Here is a 17461-nt window from a genome sequence, read left to right as displayed (position 1 = left end):
AAAGAATAGGGATACGCTCTTGCCGCGTCAATCATCGCCGTACAGAAAAGTGTTTGGCCGTGAGGCCGATCGCCCGTAGGCGCTGGCTTGCCAGCGAAGGCGTCGCAGTGGTCGACAAGGCAAAAAAAGCCCGCGATGAAGATCGCGGGCCCGGCCGGCATCCAGGCAGCATCACGGCCGGCTATACACCTCACGCCCGGCAAAGTAGGTCTTGAGCACCTGGGTTTGCGCCAGTTGCTCCTGGGGCACCTGGAACACATCGCGGTCAAGAACGATCAGGTCGGCCTGCTTGCCCGGGGCCAGGCTGCCGATCTGCTGCTCCAGGCCAATGGCCCGCGCGGCGTTGTGGGTGTAGGCGTAGAACATGGTTTCCCGGTCGATGCCTTCGTCCTTGTTCAACACGCCCTTGGGCCCCTTGCGGTTGATGGCCTGGGCGATGGCCTTCCAGGGTTCCGGGGTGCTTACCGGCCAGTCGCTGGCCCCGGCGATGGTGGCGCCGTTCTTCAGCAGCGAGCGGGCCGGGTACATGAACTGGAACTGCATGGCGCTGATGTAGGGCTGGAGCAAATCGATGCTCAGCTCATCGGCGGCGGCCCAGTACAGCTGCATGGAGGCGATCACGTCCAGTGGCTTGAAGCGGGCGAACTCCTTGGGGTTGACCATCTGCAAGTGGGTGATGGAGTGCACCACCCCACTCTGGCGATCACGCCGCGCCTGCTCGATGCCGTTGAGGGATTCGCGCACCGCGCGGTCGCCAATGGCATGCACATGCACCAGCCAGCCACGGGCATCGGCGGCGCTGACCAGCTCGCCGAAATGCGCCGGGTCGATCAGCAGTTCGCCGTCCTTCTTCGAGTTCTTGTAGGGGGTCAGCAGGGAAGCGGTCTGCGCCGGAAACTCGGCGACACCGTCGGCGAAGATCTTGATCCCCGGCAGGCTCAGGTTCGGCACCCCGAGGAACTGCTGGCGCACCTGCTCCAGCACCTCCAGGTCCGCCGGGCGGCTCTTGGGATTGGCCACCATCAGGGCCGCGACCCGCAGGGTCAGCTCGCCCTTCTGCGCCAGCGCCTTGTACACCGGCAGCACACCGACGGTCTGGGCCGTGGGATGCATGGCGAACAGCGCGTCGCCCGGGGTGGCGTTGGCCGCCGGGTCCATCAGCGCGGTGATGCCCAGGCTCAGGTTGAGGTCGCGGGCGGCGCGCCCGGCGTCGAGCAACTGCTCGAAGCTCGGCGGCGGCAGTTGCGAGGTCAGGGCCGAGAGCCCGGCATCGGCGACAAAACCGTTGGGGCTGCTGTCCGGGTGATGGCCGATGGTGGCCTGGGCCTCGCCCTGCAGCGCCTTGACCCGCGCGGCGTCTATGCCGCCGCGCTTGAGCATGGCGCGGTTGGCCCAGCCGGTGTGGTAGTCCCAGCCAACGAACAGAATCGGTACATCGGCCCATTCGCCCTGGTTGAAGCGCTGTTCCAGGGCGTCCACCTGGCTCCAGTAGGTCGAGGGAAAACCGCTGACGCTGAGGATCTCGCCATGCCGCGCCTTGCCGTCATCGCGCCAGCCGCGCAGGCGCTGTTCCAGCTCGTCCAGGGGCAGTTGCTGGGTTTCCAGGTCGGCGGCCTTGAGCTTCAGGCCCCCGAAGATGGCATGACTGTGGCTGTCGATGAACCCCGGCATCAGCACCTTGCCCTGCAGGTCGATGACCTGGGTGCCTGGGGCCTTCAGCGCCAGCACCTGGACATCGCTGCCGACCATGACGATACGCCCCTGCTCCACCGCCACCGCCTGTTGCAGGGGCTGGCCCTGCTCGGCGGTGAACACCTTGGCGTTGTGCAGCACCAGGTCCACCGCGGCCTGGCTGTGCAGCGAGACCAGGGCCAGGGCCGAGGCCAGCGTGATATTCAGCGTCTTTTTCATTGTTGTTCGCACCCTTGGCTCAGAATGCGCCAGAGACTAGCCAAGTCACCGGTGCTTAAGAATACTGCTTCGCGCAACCCATCCTTTCCAAAGAGGCAAGACTGCAATGGACCAGCTGGGCGCCATCACCATGTTCGTGACCACGGTCGATCAGGGCAGCTTCACCCGCGCCGCCGCGTGCCTGGGCAAGACCACCTCGGCCCTGACCAAGGCAGTGAGCCACCTGGAGAGCCAGCTCGGCACCCGCTTGCTGGAGCGCTCCACACGCCGGATCGCCCTCACCGAGGCCGGGCATATCTACCTGGCCAGCGCCCGGCAGGTATTGCGCCAACTGCAACAGGCCGGGGAAGACATCGAGCGCCTGCAGCAGGAAATGTGCGGCACCCTGCGCCTGGTGGCGCCGCCCTCCTTCGCCCCGGCCTTTCTCAATGGCGCCTGCTACGGCTTTCTTGAGCAGTACCCGCAGATGCGCCTGGACGTGGAGCTCACCGACGAATTCGTCGACCTGCAAAGTGGCGGCTATGACCTGGCCGTGCGCGACGGGCCGGTGGAGCTGCCGGACCTGATCGCCCGCCCGCTGACGGCCAACCGCATCCTGCTCTGCGCCAGCCCGCGCTATCTGCAGCGCCAGCCCTTGCCGGTGACCCCGGCGCATTTTGCCGAGCATGACTGGCTGATCTTCCGTCACCCGGCACTGAACCCGCATTTCTGGCGCTTCACCTTGAATGGCGAGCAGCAGCGTGTGCCCCAGCCGGTGCCGCGGCTGGCCAGTGACAATTACGATTTCCTGTTCGGTGCCCTACTGGCCGGGCTGGGCCTGCAACTGTGCCCGCAGTGGAGCGCCGCGCCCTACCTGCGTCGCGGCGAGCTGGTGCAACTGCTGCCCGAGGCGCAGCTGGACCCGGAGCAGTTCGGCCCGAGGATCCATGTGATCTACCCCGCCCACCGGCGCCAGACCCGCAAGCACCAGGCCTTCATCCAATGCCTGAACCGCTACCTGGACGAGCAGCAATTGCATTGATGGGCCAGCTCCCGGCCCATCTGGCACTGGCAGCCCTGTCGAGTGCTGCCGCAGCCACCACGGGTCGGATTGCGCCAGAGCCCAGGCATACACATCAACCAGTGGTTTGGCCGGGCAATGAATACTGGGGCAAATAGGCTTTTGCGATTGAGTGACTATCACATCATGAATGTGACTAAAGACCTGGTGAAATCAATTCATTAGTACTCAATTAATAGCTCGACATAAGATGCGCCTCAATAATAGACAACATAAAGACTACCGAGAAAAAGTAGCCAGGAACAAAACTGGAAAGCACTGAAAGCCAACAAACAAGTTCAGGACTTATCTCGGAAATCAGGATGCCAGATCACAATGAACAACGATTTCACATTCACCATCAAGAGCATTTGCTTCGACGAAGATTATCACCCGTCCGAGAATACGCGCATCACCACCAACTTTGCCAACCTGGCCAGGGGCAAGAGTCGCCAAGAAAACTTGCGCAATACCTTGAGGATGATTGACAACCGCTTCAATGCCTTGGCGCATTGGGACAACCCCAAGGGCGATCGTTATACAGTCGAGCTTGAAATCATCTCCGTGGAGATGGACATCGACACTCAAAGCAGTGGCCATGCCATCCCTCTGATTGAAATATTGAAAACCAATATTTTCGATCGAAAGACCAACGAACGCTTTGAGGGCGTTGTAGGAAACAACTTTTCCTCTTACGTACGGGACTACGACTTCAGCGTGCTATTGCCGGAGCACAACAGGGAGCGACCAAAGTTCAGCATTCCGGAAAACTTCGGAGAGCTGCATGGAAAGCTATTCAAGCATTTCATCAACTCCAGCACTTACAAGGAAAACTTCAACAAGCCACCGGTGATCTGCCTGAGCGTTTCGAGCAGCAAGACCTACCATCGGACTGAAAACCAGCACCCTGTACTGGGCATTGAATACCAGCAGGACGAATATTCTCTAACAGATGAATACTTCAACAAGATGGGGTTGAAAGTTCGCTACTTCATGCCGTCCAACAGCGTTGCGCCTTTGGCTTTCTACTTTGCCGGCGATTTGCTCAGTGATTACACCAACCTGGAACTGATCAGCACCATCAGCACGATGGACACCTTCCAGAAGATTTACCGGCCAGAGATCTACAATGCCAACTCTGCAGCAGGCAAATCCTATCAACCGAGCCTGAAGCACCAGGACTATTCATTGACTCGAATTGTCTATGACCGAGAAGAACGTAGCCGCCTGGCGATTGAGCAAGGGCAGTTTGTCGAGAACAACTTCATCAAGCCATACCAGAACATTCTTGAGCAGTGGTCCGCCAATTACGCTCTTTGACTCATCAAAAATACAAGGTCACCCATGATGAAAAAGTTGTTACCCACTTCAACTGCCGGCAGCTTGCCTAAACCTTCCTGGCTTGCACAGCCTGAAACGCTCTGGTCGCCCTGGAAGTTGCAAGAGGAAGAACTGGTTGAAGGCAAGCAGGACGCCTTGCGCTTGTCACTGCAAGAACAACAGCAAGCAGGCATTGATATCGTCAGTGATGGCGAGCAGACACGTCAGCACTTTGTCACGACGTTCATCGAACACCTCAGCGGCGTTGATTTTGCAAAACGTGAAACCGTCAGGATTCGTGATCGCTATGATGCGAGCGTCCCCACGGTGGTGGGGGCTGTCAGTCGCCAGAAGCCGGTTTTCGTGGAAGATGCCAGGTTTCTGCGCCAGCAGACCGAGCAACCCATAAAGTGGGCGCTGCCAGGCCCGATGACGATGATCGACACGCTTTATGACAGCCATTACAAAAGCCGCGAAAAACTGGCCTGGGAATTCGCCAAGATCCTCAACCAGGAAGCCAGGGAGCTGGAGGCGGCCGGCGTGGATATCATCCAGTTTGATGAGCCCGCCTTTAACGTCTTCTTCGATGAAGTGAATGACTGGGGTGTGGCCACCCTGGAAAGAGCCATTGAAGGTCTTAAATGCGAAACGGCGGTGCACATTTGCTATGGCTATGGCATCAAGGCCAATACGGACTGGAAAAAGACCCTGGGCTCAGAGTGGCGGCAATATGAAGAGGCGTTCCCCAAGCTGCAGAAATCCAGTATCGATATAGTCTCGCTGGAATGTCACAACTCTCATGTCCCAATGGATCTCATTGAACTCATCAGAGGCAAGAAGGTGATGGTCGGGGCCATTGATGTGGCCTCCAACACCATTGAAACACCCGAGGAAGTGGCCGACACCCTGCGCAAGGCATTGCAGTTCGTGGATGCCGACAAGCTCTATCCCTGCACCAACTGTGGCATGGCGCCCTTATCCCGTGGCGTGGCAAGGGGCAAGCTGAAGGCTTTGAGTGCCGGCGCAGAAATCATCCGAAGAGAACTCTCGAACCTGAGCTGAGCTAAAGCCGCAAGTGGTGTGCCAGGGGGGTGAAGCGGTGGATTGAAAAGCCGCCGCTTCACCCCTCTGCGCGCTGTCGGACAGTACCCAATATTCAGGACCCGCCATGTCACTTCCCAGTACGGCTATCGAGCCAATGCGCTTTCGCGAAGCGCTCGGGCACTACGCATCCGGCATCACGGTGATTACCTCACAGGTTGATGGCGAGCCGCTCGGCTTTACGTGCCAGTCGTTCTATAGCGTGTCGATGAGCCCGCCGCTGGTGTCATTCAGCGTCATGTCCAGCTCGGCCAGCTACCCCAAAATTCGTCAGGCGGGCCGCTTCATGGTCAATATCCTCTCAGGCGAGCAGGTCAGGATTTCCAACCAGTTCGCAAGCAAAGGCACGGACAAGTGGCAGGGAGTTCAATGGCAGGAGTCGCCGCTGGGCAACCCGATCATTGCCGGCAGCCTGCACTGGCTCGATTGTGAAATTCACGCCGAACACGTCGCAGGTGACCACCTGATCGTGATAGGTGAAGTCAAGGCGCTGAACCTGCAGCAAGCGGCTGCTGCGCAGCCATTGCTGTATTTCAAAGGACAGTATTGCAACCTCGCGGCCCCGGGCGCGGTGTGAACCCTGGCCGGCGCTCCTTCGCTTTGGGCCTGTTTCAGACAGCAAGGTTGCTTGTGAATCGCAAGGACGCTGGCGCCCCACCTGCGCTCACTCTTGTACCGGAATCTGCCGCAACGGCTTGACCGACTTGAAGGAAAAACTCGAATAGATCTCCTTCACCGCCGGCAGGGTCTGCAACACTTCACGGGCGAATTCGCCGAAGGATTCCAAGTCCTTGGCCAGCACTTCGAGGAGAAAGTCGTAGCGCCCGGAGACGTTGTGGCAGGCGATGATTTCCGGGATCTCCAGCAGCCGTTGTTCGAAGGCCCGGGCGGTGTCCTGGGAGTGGGATTCCATCATCACGCTGACAAAGGCGGTGACCCCATAGCCCAGCGCCTTGGGCGAGAGGATCGCCTGGTAACCGGTAATCACCCCGCTCTCTTCGAGAATCTTCACCCGGCGCCAGCACGGCGACGTGGTCAAGGCGACGCTGTCCGCCAGCTCGGCATTGGTCAGCCGGGCGTTGTCTTGCAGGGCGATCAGCAGGGCTTTGTCGATACGGTCCAGATCGAGGGGCATGTCTTACCTTTTTATCTTATTTTTATGGTTATTTATTCCAATTATTCGGTTCTAAAGGGCCGATATTGGAAATTATTGCGCCGGATTTGAGCATAGCATTAGAGCAAATCCGGGAGCGTTCACCATGAACAATAAAAACAGTGACCTTGGTTTTTCCACCCGTGCCATCCATCACGGCTACAACCCCCAGGAGCATCAGGGCGCGCTGATCCCGCCGATCTACCTGACTTCCACCTTCACCTTCGCCACCGCCGAATACGGCGCCGGCTGTTTTGCCGGTGAAGAACCCGGCTACTTCTATACCCGCATCGGCAACCCGACCCTGGCGTTGCTGGAAGCGCGCATGGCCGCCCTGGAAAACGGCGAAGCGGCCGTGGCGTTCGGCTCCGGCATGGGGGCGATTGCCGCGACCTTGTGGACCCTGCTGCGCCCGGGCGACGAGGTCATCGTCGGCCAGACTTTGTACGGCTGCACCTTTGCCCTGCTGCACCACGGCCTTGGCGAATTCGGCGTCAAGGTACGCCATGTCGACCTGACCGACCTGGGCGAGCTGCGGGCGGCCATCGGCCCGGCCACGCGGATGATCTATTTCGAAACCCCGGCCAACCCCAACATGCAACTGGTGGACATCGCCGCCGTGGCCCAGGTGGCCCGCCAGCATCCCGGCCTGCTCGTGGCGGTGGACAACACCTACTGCACACCTTACCTGCAGCGCCCGCTGGAACTGGGCGCCGACCTGGTGCTGCACTCGGCCACCAAGTACCTCAGCGGCCATGGCGACATCACCGCCGGCATCGTGGTCACCGGCCAGGCCCTGGCCGAACGCATCCGCCTGCAGGGCCTGAAGGACCTGACCGGCGCGGTGCTCTCGCCCCAGGACGCTTTTCTCCTGATGCGCGGCCTCAAGACCCTGGCCCTGCGCATGGATCGCCATTGCGCCAACGCCCAGGCCGTCGCCCAGTTCCTCCAGGACCACCCCGCCGTGGCCTGGGTCGCCTACCCGGGGCTGGCATCCTTTGCCCAACACGCCCTGGCCGCAAGACAGATGAAGCTGCCCGGCGGCATGATCGCCTTCGAACTCAAGGGCGGGCTGGCCAGCGGGCGACGCTTCATGAACGCCCTGGGGCTGTTCAGCCGCGCGGTCAGCCTGGGGGATGCCGAATCCCTGGCCCAGCACCCGGCGAGCATGACCCATTCCACCTACACCCAGGAGGAACGGGCCGAACACGGCATCGCCGAGGGCCTGGTACGGCTGTCGGTGGGGCTGGAAGACATCGCCGACCTGCTGGCCGACATCGCCCAGGCCCTGGACGCCAGCGCCGAACCCGCGCGCCCCACCCTGGAGGCCGTGAGCCGGATCGGCAAGGCCCTGCCTTGAGCAGGATCAGCACATCTGGCGGCAAAGCCGACTACAACACCCTGCCGGCGCCCGGGCGCCGGCAGTCCAGGCAACACCCGCAACACCCTTAGAACCGTAACCCACAGGAGTGGAACAACCCATGAGTCGTATCAATAACAAAGCCACCCAACTGCTCAGCGCCATGATCCTTGCCGGCCTGGCCTGCCATTCCATGGCAGCCGACAGCATCCGGATCGGCATCGCCGGGGCCAAGACCGGCCCGGTGGCGCAATACGGTGACATGCAGTTCAGCGGCGCGCGCATGGCCATCGAGCAGATCAACGCCAAGGGTGGCGTCGACGGCAAGCAACTGGTGGCCGTGGAATACGACGATGCCTGCGACCCCAAGCAAGCGGTCGCCGTGGCCAACAAGGTGGTCAACGACGGCGTCAAGTTCGTGGTCGGACACCTGTGCTCCAGCTCCACCCAACCCGCGTCGGACATCTACGAAGACGAAGGCATCGTGATGATCACCCCGGCCGCCACCAGCCCCGAGCTGACCGCCCGTGGCTACAAGATGGTGTTCCGCACCATCGGCCTGGACAACGCCCAGGGCCCGGCGGCGGCACGCTACATCGCCCAGCTCAAGCCGACCAATGTGGCGGTGCTGCACGACAAGCAACAGTACGGCGAAGGCATTGCCAGCTCGGTCAAGGACATCCTCGGCAAGGAAGGCATCAAGGTGGCGATGTTCGAAGGCATCAACGTCGGCGAACGCGACTACTCCTCGATCCTGGCCAAGCTCAAGCAGGCCAATGTGGATTTCGTCTACTTCGGCGGCTACCACCCGGAAATGGGCCTGCTGTTGCGCCAGGCCAAGGAAAAGGGCCTGACCGCACGCTTCATGGGGCCTGAAGGCGTGGGCAACGACTCGATCTCGCAGATCGCCAAGGACGCTTCCGAAGGCATGCTGGTGACCCTGCCCAAGTCCTTCGACCAGGACCCGGCCAACAAGGCCCTGGTGGAGGCCTTCGAAGCCAAGAAGGAAAACCCCAGCGGCCCGTTCGTCCTGCCGTCCTACTCGGCCGTGGAAGTGATTGCCGGAGGCATCGCCGCAGCCAAGAGCGAAGACCCGGAAAAAGTCGCCGAGGCGATCCACAAGGGCACCTTCAAGACCCCCACCGGCGACCTGAGCTTCGACGAGAAAGGCGACCTCAAGGACTTCAAGTTCGTGGTCTATGAATGGCACTACGGCAAGCCGAAAAGCGTAGCGGCGGAAAACGCCGGGCTCTAAGCCGGGCACCGGGTGCCGCCTGCCAGGGCAGCGGCGCCCTACCCGTTTCAGGTGCAAGGCCTGAAAGAAGCTCTGCACACCGCTTGAACAACGCCCTTCAAGCCAGACTTAAAGCACTAATTCCCGAGTATTCTAGTTGGGAACAACTTAAAGAACGGGTAACAACAAGGACCGCTTCGGGTAACACTTTCCAAAGCCTCTACTTATACTCCAGAGCCCTCGCCTTGGAAGCGGCCCATGCTTCCCGCCCAGGAAGATCGTTAGCCTGCTTTGTTTTCTTCTGAACTTCTCACTGCCGTCTCCCGCTCAACTAGAGCTCGTGATGAAAGGGCCTGAAAAGCCCGAACCAGAGGACTTTCGCGAGCAGCGCAATAACCCCCGCCCACCCGCTGCAAGCCAGCATTCGATATGCCTCAAGGCCTGTATCTTTAGTGCCAAGCCGCTAGGCATGAGGCTTGCCGCGCTGCGCTTATGCAGCAACTAAAACGTTAAAGCACAAGGCTGTGACGCGCTTCGAATGTTACCGATAAAGATGAACTTAATGTTACCGACCAAGTAAAAAAAGATAAGCCGTAAACCCACTAACACCGGGAAGTAGTTCCTCTTTTTTCATGGATAGAAATACTGTTTGCTAACTAAATTCGATTTTGTATATCGTGCGCAACATCAAATTGCCAGCTGCGGAAAGTACTTCTGCCAGGCCTTTTTTCAAGGAGCGAAGAACATGGAACCCTTTCTCGGCGAGATTCGTCTGTTCCCCTGGTCCTGGGCCCCACAAGGCTGGCTTTTGTGCCAGGGGCAGATCCTCGACGTCGTGAACTATACGGCGCTGGCCAGCCTGCTCGGCGATCGCTACGGCGGCGACGGTAAAACCACCTTCGGCCTGCCAGACCTTCGAGGCCGGGCAGCCCTGGGGGAAAACCCTGTCGCGTCGACCAGCCCTGTGCTGGGGGTACATGAACTGGGCAGCATGGACGGCGCCGAGTGGGTCGCACTGACCCTCAACAACCTGCCCGCCCACAACCATGTCGCCAATGTCGCGGTCACCGCCGGCACCGGCGGGCCGGCGGGAAATATTCCCGCCATCAGTTCGACGTCCAAAGGCGCCGTATCCAAACCCACCTATGTCGCTTATGCCGACAAAGATCGCGTGACGATCAACCCGACCACAGTGGTGACCACCCTCGGCTATCCACTGCCAAACATGCAGCCATCGATCGTCGGCAACTTCTGCATTGCCGTCACCGGCACCTACCCACCCCGGGCCTAACGACTAAGGATAGTGATATGTCTGATGCATACCTCGGAGAAATCCGCATGTTTGCCGGCAACTTTGCCCCCAGGGGCTGGGCCCTGTGTAACGGTGCGCAACTGTTGATCCGGAACTTTGAAGCCCTTTACACCCTGATCGGCACGACCTACGGCGGTGATGGCAGCAACACCTTCTGCCTGCCTGACTACCGCGGCCGTACCCCCATCGGCCAGGGCAATGGGCCCGGCTTCACGCCCCGGGCCCTGGGCCAGGCCGTAGGGACCGAGCAAGTCACCATGAGTGCGCTCAATACCCCACCGCACATCCATGGCTTCCAGGTCAGCTCCAGCGAGGTCACATCCGCCAACCCGCTCCCCGCCAACCAACCGGCCAATAGCTACACCTTTGGCAAGTTCAAGCTTGAAGGCAGCTTTACCGGCCTTTACAGCAAGGGCGACAGCACATCGGCGGTGGTCAGCATGAGCCCCAACTTTCTTAGCCCGGCTCTGGGTATCCCCAATAAAGCAGTCGAGCCACACAGCAACATGATGGGGTCCCTGGCGATCACCTACATCATCTGCCTGAACGGCTACTACCCACAAAAGCCCTAGTTTCTCTTAACTTCAGGAATGCTCGACCATGGACGCTTTTACTGGTGAAATCAGGCTCTTTCCCTTCAACTTCGCTCCCGATAACTGGGCCGTCTGCGACGGCAGCCCGTTGCTCGTGCAGAATTACCCCGCACTGTACTCAGTGATCGGCCTCACTTATGGCGGTACTGCCGGGACCAGTTTCAATCTGCCCAACCTCAAAAGTCGCGTCACCATCGGCACCGGCCAGGGCGCCAACCTGACCAATCGATCCCTGGGCCAGGCCGTGGGCGGCGATACAACGACCTTGTTGCCAGCACACTTTGCACCCCATACCCATCACGTACTGGCCAAGGACGGCACCGACACCACTGGCGCCCTGGACCTGGCCAATGGCACTGCCTACCTGGCACAACCACGGGGTGTGCGCTTGTACAACGGCACAGTGCCGCCCACCGCTGCTCCGGGACCAAGCCTGCATCCAAGTACGGTGACCACGAACGGTACGGAGGCGGCGAAGACAGGTTCGACGCGCGATGTGATGCAGCCTTTCCTGACCCTGCGCTATTGCATCTGCCTGAACGGCGAGTACCCACAGCAATCGTGACCAGAGCATGCCTTGACTCTCTCCTGCAGGTCACGCTGCCGGCCGGCGCCAGGCTGCGTCCGCAGAGCGCTGATGACCTGGCCTTCCTGCGGGAGCTGTTCGTGTCCCGCCGCTGGGACGAGGTCAGTGCCGTTCCTGGCTGGAGCGACGCCCAACGACGGGCGTTCCTGCACAACCAGGCCGAGTTGCAACGCCAGCACTATGAGCGGCACTACCCCGAGGCGCAGTGGCTGATTGTCGAGCAGGCCGGCCAGCCCATCGGCCGCCTGTGCCTGCATCGGCACGCCACTGAGCAGCGCATCGTCGATATCGCCCTGCTGCCCGCCTGGCATGGCCAAGGCCTGGGTACCCGACTGTTGCGGGCGATCCTGGCGCAGGCCGACGCCCAGGGGCACAACAGCAGCCTGAGCGTCGAAACCGCCAGCCGGGCCCGGCGCCTGTATCAGCGGCTGGGCTTTGAGCCCATTGAAGAGAATGGCCTGTACCTGCAAATGCAGCGGCCGGCACAACGACCGGTCCGTGAGGATCTGGACAACCCCTGAAGCCTGAATGCGTATTACTGCCAGGACGCCCGAAACAGGCAGCCTGCGTATTTTCCACCTTCGTCCTTGACTCCCTTACACGCTGGATGCGACCCAACCAAGCGGGTCGCATGGCAGGAAGCCTTTATGAAAACATCACGCAGTTGTTTCCACGCTTGGCTGGCACGTCCGCTGGCCTTTCTCCTCCTGCTGTTGAACCTGGCCCTGGCTGCCCAGGCCCAGGCCGCAGCGCCAGTGATCACCAGCCCGGTATCGGGCACTACCCTGCCGTCAGTTGCGGTGGGCCAGTCGATGAGCATCCCGATCCTTTCCGTGGGCGGCGCAACACCCCTGGATCAATGGTTCCAGTGCGACATCGACGATCCGGACTACGATGGCATTACCCCCTGCCTGCCGCCGGGGTTGATCCTCGACTCCTCGCCCCACAGTTCAGCCACCACCCTGCACGGCACACCGACCACCGCCGGCAACTATACCTTCAGCATTTCCCTGAATGACGGCGTTGGCCAGGCCGGAGTCGCCACCTACAACCTGGTGGTCACCAGTTCTGCGGTCCCAACCCTGACGTCGGTCAGCCCAAACAGCGGCAGCATCGCAGGCGCCACCGCCGTCACCCTCACCGGCAGCAATTTTACCGGCGCCACCTCGGTCAGCTTCGGCGGCACGGCGGCCCCCAGTTACACCGTCAACAACGCCACGACCATCACGGCCACCACACCGGCTCATGCCGCGGGCGCAGTGAACGTAACGATCATCACCCCTGGCGGCAGCGCGACCCTGACCAATGGCTATACCTACGCCGTGCCCGCCCCCACAGTCGGCCCGGTCAGCGCCACGGTGGCCGCCAACAGCAGCGCCAACTCGATCACTCTGAGCCTCAGTGGCGGCGCCGCCACCAGCGTCGCCGTGGCCAGCGCCGCCAGCCATGGGACTGCCACCGCCAGCGGCACCAGCATCAGCTACACCCCCACCGCCGGTTTCTCCGGCACCGACAGCTTCACCTATACCGCCACCAACGCCAGCGGCACTTCCAGCCCGGCTACGGTGACCATCACCGTCACCCCGCCCACCCTGGCGATAACACCGACGACTCTGCCCAACGGCACTCAAAGCGCGGCCTACAGCCAGACCCTGAGCACCTCCGCGGGCACCGCCCCCTACAGCTACGCGATCACTGCCGGCAGCCTGCCGGCCGGCATGAGCCTGAACACCGGCACCGGTACACTCAGCGGCACCCCCACTGCCGGTGGTGCCTTCAACCTGACCATCACCGCCACCGACGCCTACAGCGCCACCGGCTCTCGCGCCTACACCTTGTTGATCAACGGCCTGCCACCAGTTGCCAACGCACTGAGCGCCACGGTCGCGGCCAACAGCAGCGCCAACCCGATCCCGCTGAGCCTCAGTGGCGGCGCCGCCACCAGCGTCGCCGTGGCCAGCGCCGCCAGCCACGGGACTGCCACGGCCAGCGGCACCAGCATCAGCTACACGCCTGCCGCCGGCTTCTCCGGCGCCGACAGTTTCACCTACACCGCCACCAACGCCAGCGGCACTTCCAGCCCGGCCACGGTGAGCATCACCGTCGGTGCCCCGAGCATCACCCTGAGCCCCGGCTCCCTGAGCAACGGCAACGCCGGCACGCCCTATAGCGCAACCCTCAGCGCCACCGGCGGCACTGTGCCCTACAGCTACAGCATCACATCCGGCAGCCTGCCGACCGGCCTCAGCCTGAACACCGGCACCGGTGCGATCAGCGGCATACCAAGCGCCGCTGGCACCTTCAACCTGACCATCACCGCCACCGATACCAACGACGCCACCGGGTCCCAGGCCTACTCGATCACCATCAATATTCAGGCACCGGTTGCCAGCGCCGTCAGCGCCACGGTCGCGGCCAACAGCAGCGCCAACCCGATCCCTCTGAGCCTCAGTGGCGGCGCCGCCACCAGCGTCGCCGTGGCCAGCGCCGCCAGCCACGGGACTGCCACGGCCAGCGGCACCAGCATCAGCTACACGCCTGCCGCAGGCTTCTCCGGCGCCGACAGTTTCACCTACACCGCCACCAACGCCAGCGGCACTTCCAGCCCGGCCACGGTGAGCATCACCGTCAGCGCGCCCAGCCTGGTACTGACCCCGGCGTCCCTGGGAGCGGGCACGGCGGGCAGCCCCTACGGCGCAACCCTCAGCGCCACCGGCGGCACCGTTCCCTACAGCTACAGCATCACCAGCGGTAGCCTGCCGACGGGCCTGAGCCTGAACACCGCCAGCGGCCTGATCAGCGGTACGCCGACTACCAGCGGCAGCAGCAACCTGGTCATCACCGCCACCGATGCCAACGGAGCCACGGGCTCACAGGCCTATTCGATCACCATCGCTGCCGTGGCGATCACCGTGCCCGCCTCCAGCCAGATCCTCGCAGCGGGCCAGTCGGCCACCGTCGACCTGACCCAGGGCGCCACCGGCGGCCCGTTCACCCACGCCACCCTGGGCACGGTGACCCCGGCCTCGGCCGGCCGGGCGATGATGATGGGCCCCTTCTCGATGCGCTTCGTGCCATCGGCGGCCTTCGCCGGTACGGCGGTCGTCAGCTTCGGCCTGCACAATCTCAGCGGTTCCAGCGCCTCCAGCACCATGAGCTTCATCATCCAGACCCGTGCGGACCCGACCAGGGACGCCGAGGTCATCGGCCTGCTCAACGCCCAGAGCCGCGCCGCGGAACGCTTTGCCAGCACCCAGATGGACAACTTCAACCAGCGAATGGAGCAGCTGCACCAGATGCGCTGCGACCGCAATTCGTTCAACGCCAGCTTGCGCAAGGACGGCAGCAACGTACCGCTGGGCGAGGTCGCCAAGGTGATCAAGGAGCAACTGGGAGATTCGGCCAACCAGACCGAGCAGGAAAAACGCGAGGCCGCCGCTGCCGCACAGGACAACTGCAAGCAGGATGCCCTGGCGTTCTGGAGCGACGGTTTCGTCAACACCGGCTCGACCCACGCCCGTGGCGCCCAGGGCAACAGTTTCACCACCCTGGGCCTGAGCGCCGGCGTCGACTATCGGCTGTCGCCCACGCTGATCGCCGGGGTCGGGATCGGCTACGGCAACGACCGCAGCGAGATCGGCAGCAACAAGACCCGCAGCGATGCAGACGCCATCGGCATCGCCACCTACCTGAGCCTGAACCTGGCGCCCCAGGTGTTTGTCGACGGCCTGCTGGGCTACAACCGCATCAGCTTCGACTCGCGTCGCTACATCACGGGCAGCAACGACGACTATGCCCGAGGCTCGCGCGATGCCGACCAGTTGTTCGCCTCGCTGACCGCCAGCTACGAGTACCGCCAGGGGCCACTGTCGCTGACCCCCTACAGCCGCTTGAACGCCAGCGTCACACGCCTGGACGCCTTCAGTGAAAAGGGCGCAGGCATCTACGGGCTGTCCTATGACGAACAAAACCAGCAGAACTTCACCTCCTACCTGGGCCTGCGCACCGGCTACGACCTGATGACCCGGGTCGGCGTGCTCACCCCCAAGGTCGGCCTGGCCTGGGGTCACAACTTCAGTAACAGCAGCGACTACAAGATGCGCTACACCGACCAGGGCGATGAAGGCCTTCTCTACCGGCTCAAGCCCGACGCCCTGGACCGCGACTTCGCCAGCCTGGACATGGGTGTTGACTTCAACCTCGGGCGTGCCTGGCAAATGGGCTTCTCCTATAAGACCGCGCTGGGTTCGGATGAACGCAACGACAGCCTGCGCATCGGTTTGAACGGGAAGTTCTAGAGGCTGACCACAGGCTAACGCCCCGTCACCGGGGGATGCAGAAGGAAATGCTTCCCCTGCCGAGTGACAGGCAAAAAAAACCGCCGCAGCCAGGCTGCGGCGGGTGATGCCACTCAAGGGGGGCGGGTCTGTGTCGCGCTTAGCTGCTCGGCAGGGTACCGGCCTCGATTTCCTCGGCGGTGCGTCCCACTGCGCGGCGGGTCTTGTCCACCAGCTCGTCAATGTCGCCACGGCTGGCCACCAGGGCCGGGGCCATGATCATCCGCCCGAAGGTCGAGCGAATGATCACCCCCTCTTCGAAGCCCAGGGTGCGGCAGCGCCAGGCGATGTCGTTCTCGTTGGCGAAACGCTTGCGGCTGGCCTTGTCCTCGGCGAACTGCAACGCCGCCACCAGCCCGGTGCCCTGGATCTCGCCGATCAGCGGGTGGTTGCCGAACACTTCCCGCAGGCACTGCTGCAGGTAGGGGCCGGTATCGTTCTTGACCTGGCTCACTACCCCTTCATCGCGCAGGGCCTTGAGGTTGGCGATGGCCACGGCCGCTGCCACCGGGTGCCCGGAATAGGTCAGGCCGTGGGCGAACACCCCGCCCTGCTCCACCAGTACCTGGGCAATGCGCTTGCTCAGCACCAGCCCGCCCATGGGGATGTAGCCGGAGGTCAGGCCCTTGGCGATGGACAGGGTGTCGGGCTCGAAACCGAAATGCTGGTGGGCGAACCATTCGCCGGTGCGACCGAAACCACCGATCACTTCGTCGGCGCACAGCAGCACGTCGTACTGGCGGCAGATGCGCTGGATTTGTGGCCAGTAGCTTTCCGGCGGGAAGATCATGCCGCCCGCGCCCTGGAACGGCTCGGCGATGAAGCCGGCGACGTTCTCGGCCCCCAGTTCGAGGATCTTCTCCTCCAGCTGGCGGGCGCAACGCAAGCCGAACTCGGCGGGTGTCAGGTTGCCTTCGTGGGCGAACCAGTAAGGCTCGTCGATATGCGCCACGTCCGGGATCAACCCGCCCATGTCATGCATGAACTTCATTCCGCCCAGGGCCGTGGCTGCCAGGGTCGAGCCGTGGTAGCCATTCCAGCGGCCGATCATCACCTTCTTCTGCGGCTGGCCGAGGATCTGCCAGTAGCGGCGCACGCTGCGGATCAGCACCTCGTTGGCCTCGGAACCGGAGTTGGTGTAGATGGCGTGGCTGTAGTGCCCGGGCAGCAGGCTGAACAGCAACTCGGACAGCTCCACCACCGCCGGGTGGGTGGTGTGGAAGAACATGTTGTAGTACGGCAATTGCTCCAGCTGGGCGCTGGCGGCAGCGGCCAGGTCCTTGCGGCCATAGCCCAGGTTGGTGCACCACAGGCCGGACATGCCGTCCAGGTAGCGCTTGCCGTCGTTGTCCCACAGGTGCAGGCCCTCACCGCGGACTATCACCCGTGGGCCCTCGGCGTTCAGCGCCTTCTGGTCGAGGAAGGCATGGATATGGTGCGCGGCGTCCAGGGCCTGGTAATCCTGGGTGCTGCGGGGCGCGGCCGGCTGCGGCTGTTGGTTGGAGGTGCTCATGG

General features: G+C 62.4%; 14 protein-coding genes. 11 read left to right on the top strand and 3 right to left on the bottom strand.

Annotation, left to right across the window (positions count from 1 at the left end):
- Positions 1 to 171: 171 nt before the first annotated feature.
- Positions 172 to 1911, bottom strand: coding sequence for an amidohydrolase (locus BLS75_RS01375; RefSeq protein ID WP_072450086.1), 1740 nt, complete (start codon positions 1909 to 1911; stop codon positions 172 to 174).
- 106 nt (positions 1912 to 2017) lie between these two features.
- On the opposite strand from BLS75_RS01375, the gene BLS75_RS01370 reads away from it, so the two are divergent.
- The 4 genes from BLS75_RS01370 to BLS75_RS01355 all read left to right on the top strand — a co-directional run bounded on the left by BLS75_RS01370 (position 2018) and on the right by BLS75_RS01355 (position 5948).
- Entirely contained in the window at positions 2018 to 2932 is a 915-nt protein-coding gene (locus tag BLS75_RS01370; protein WP_019094508.1) for a LysR family transcriptional regulator, read from the top strand.
- Positions 2933 to 3286: 354 nt separating this feature from the next.
- Positions 3287 to 4270 carry a DUF1852 domain-containing protein gene (locus tag BLS75_RS01365; protein WP_072450085.1) on the top strand — a complete coding sequence of 328 codons (984 nt, stop codon included), beginning with the start codon at positions 3287 to 3289 and terminating at the stop codon, positions 4268 to 4270.
- A 27-nt stretch (positions 4271 to 4297) separates the two neighbouring features.
- Complete coding sequence (locus tag BLS75_RS01360) at positions 4298 to 5332, top strand: methionine synthase (protein WP_176876674.1); 1035 nt, start codon at positions 4298 to 4300, stop codon at positions 5330 to 5332.
- A gap of 106 nt (positions 5333 to 5438) precedes the next feature.
- Positions 5439 to 5948: a flavin reductase family protein gene (locus tag BLS75_RS01355; protein WP_011061792.1), complete on the top strand. Its 510-nt coding sequence runs from the start codon at positions 5439 to 5441 to the stop codon at positions 5946 to 5948.
- Between the two features lie 87 nt (positions 5949 to 6035).
- Here BLS75_RS01355 and BLS75_RS01350 read toward each other — a convergent pair whose 3' ends face one another.
- Positions 6036 to 6506, bottom strand: a complete 471-nt coding sequence (locus tag BLS75_RS01350) for an Lrp/AsnC family transcriptional regulator (protein ID WP_011061793.1) — start codon at positions 6504 to 6506, stop codon at positions 6036 to 6038.
- 124 nt (positions 6507 to 6630) lie between these two features.
- On the opposite strand from BLS75_RS01350, the gene BLS75_RS01345 reads away from it, so the two are divergent.
- From BLS75_RS01345 to BLS75_RS01315, 7 genes are all read left to right on the top strand, one after another.
- Complete coding sequence (locus BLS75_RS01345; RefSeq protein WP_011061794.1) at positions 6631 to 7884, top strand: methionine gamma-lyase; 1254 nt, start codon at positions 6631 to 6633, stop codon at positions 7882 to 7884.
- Between the two features lie 121 nt (positions 7885 to 8005).
- Positions 8006 to 9139, top strand: a complete 1134-nt coding sequence (locus tag BLS75_RS01340; RefSeq protein WP_011061795.1) for a branched-chain amino acid ABC transporter substrate-binding protein — start codon at positions 8006 to 8008, stop codon at positions 9137 to 9139.
- 724 nt (positions 9140 to 9863) lie between these two features.
- Positions 9864 to 10409, top strand: a complete 546-nt coding sequence (locus tag BLS75_RS01335) for a phage tail protein (RefSeq protein ID WP_072450083.1) — start codon at positions 9864 to 9866, stop codon at positions 10407 to 10409.
- A gap of 17 nt (positions 10410 to 10426) precedes the next feature.
- Entirely contained in the window at positions 10427 to 11002 is a 576-nt protein-coding gene (locus BLS75_RS01330) for a phage tail protein (RefSeq protein WP_011061797.1), read from the top strand.
- A gap of 28 nt (positions 11003 to 11030) precedes the next feature.
- On the top strand, positions 11031 to 11588 hold the full coding sequence (locus BLS75_RS01325; protein WP_053152323.1) for a phage tail protein: 558 nt from the start codon (positions 11031 to 11033) through the stop codon (positions 11586 to 11588).
- The gene (locus tag BLS75_RS01320) at positions 11585 to 12130 is read left to right on the top strand and encodes a GNAT family N-acetyltransferase (protein ID WP_072450082.1); all 546 of its coding nucleotides are present in this window, start codon (positions 11585 to 11587) and stop codon (positions 12128 to 12130) included. Before BLS75_RS01325 ends, BLS75_RS01320 begins: the two co-directional genes overlap by 4 nt.
- Before the next feature lie 126 nt (positions 12131 to 12256).
- A complete protein-coding gene (locus tag BLS75_RS01315) occupies positions 12257 to 15907 on the top strand; it encodes an autotransporter domain-containing protein (RefSeq protein WP_072450081.1) in 3651 nt (1216 codons plus the stop codon).
- A gap of 139 nt (positions 15908 to 16046) precedes the next feature.
- Here the strand turns inward: BLS75_RS01315 and BLS75_RS01310 are convergent, their stop codons facing one another.
- Complete coding sequence (locus BLS75_RS01310) at positions 16047 to 17459, bottom strand: aspartate aminotransferase family protein (RefSeq protein WP_072450080.1); 1413 nt, start codon at positions 17457 to 17459, stop codon at positions 16047 to 16049.
- Positions 17460 to 17461 lie beyond the last annotated feature (2 nt).

This window comes from Pseudomonas sp. NFPP12 (assembly GCF_900103205.1).
GTDB lineage: Bacteria > Pseudomonadota > Gammaproteobacteria > Pseudomonadales > Pseudomonadaceae > Aquipseudomonas > Aquipseudomonas protegens.
This window is presented reverse-complemented; position numbering and strand designations above follow the sequence as displayed.

What these genes read in the sequence shown, in the direction of transcription:
- BLS75_RS01375 (WP_072450086.1), bottom strand. Translation starts at nt 1,911, where the DNA reads ATGAAAAAGACGCTGAATATCACGCTGGCCTCGGCCCTGGCCCTGGTC.
- BLS75_RS01370 (WP_019094508.1), top strand. Translation starts at nt 2,018, where the DNA reads ATGGACCAGCTGGGCGCCATCACCATGTTCGTGACCACGGTCGATCAG.
- BLS75_RS01365 (WP_072450085.1), top strand. Translation starts at nt 3,287, where the DNA reads ATGAACAACGATTTCACATTCACCATCAAGAGCATTTGCTTCGACGAA.
- BLS75_RS01360 (WP_176876674.1), top strand. Translation starts at nt 4,298, where the DNA reads ATGAAAAAGTTGTTACCCACTTCAACTGCCGGCAGCTTGCCTAAACCT.
- BLS75_RS01355 (WP_011061792.1), top strand. Translation starts at nt 5,439, where the DNA reads ATGTCACTTCCCAGTACGGCTATCGAGCCAATGCGCTTTCGCGAAGCG.
- BLS75_RS01350 (WP_011061793.1), bottom strand. Translation starts at nt 6,506, where the DNA reads ATGCCCCTCGATCTGGACCGTATCGACAAAGCCCTGCTGATCGCCCTG.
- BLS75_RS01345 (WP_011061794.1), top strand. Translation starts at nt 6,631, where the DNA reads ATGAACAATAAAAACAGTGACCTTGGTTTTTCCACCCGTGCCATCCAT.
- BLS75_RS01340 (WP_011061795.1), top strand. Translation starts at nt 8,006, where the DNA reads ATGAGTCGTATCAATAACAAAGCCACCCAACTGCTCAGCGCCATGATC.
- BLS75_RS01335 (WP_072450083.1), top strand. Translation starts at nt 9,864, where the DNA reads ATGGAACCCTTTCTCGGCGAGATTCGTCTGTTCCCCTGGTCCTGGGCC.
- BLS75_RS01330 (WP_011061797.1), top strand. Translation starts at nt 10,427, where the DNA reads ATGTCTGATGCATACCTCGGAGAAATCCGCATGTTTGCCGGCAACTTT.
- BLS75_RS01325 (WP_053152323.1), top strand. Translation starts at nt 11,031, where the DNA reads ATGGACGCTTTTACTGGTGAAATCAGGCTCTTTCCCTTCAACTTCGCT.
- BLS75_RS01315 (WP_072450081.1), top strand. Translation starts at nt 12,257, where the DNA reads ATGAAAACATCACGCAGTTGTTTCCACGCTTGGCTGGCACGTCCGCTG.
- BLS75_RS01310 (WP_072450080.1), bottom strand. Translation starts at nt 17,459, where the DNA reads ATGAGCACCTCCAACCAACAGCCGCAGCCGGCCGCGCCCCGCAGCACC.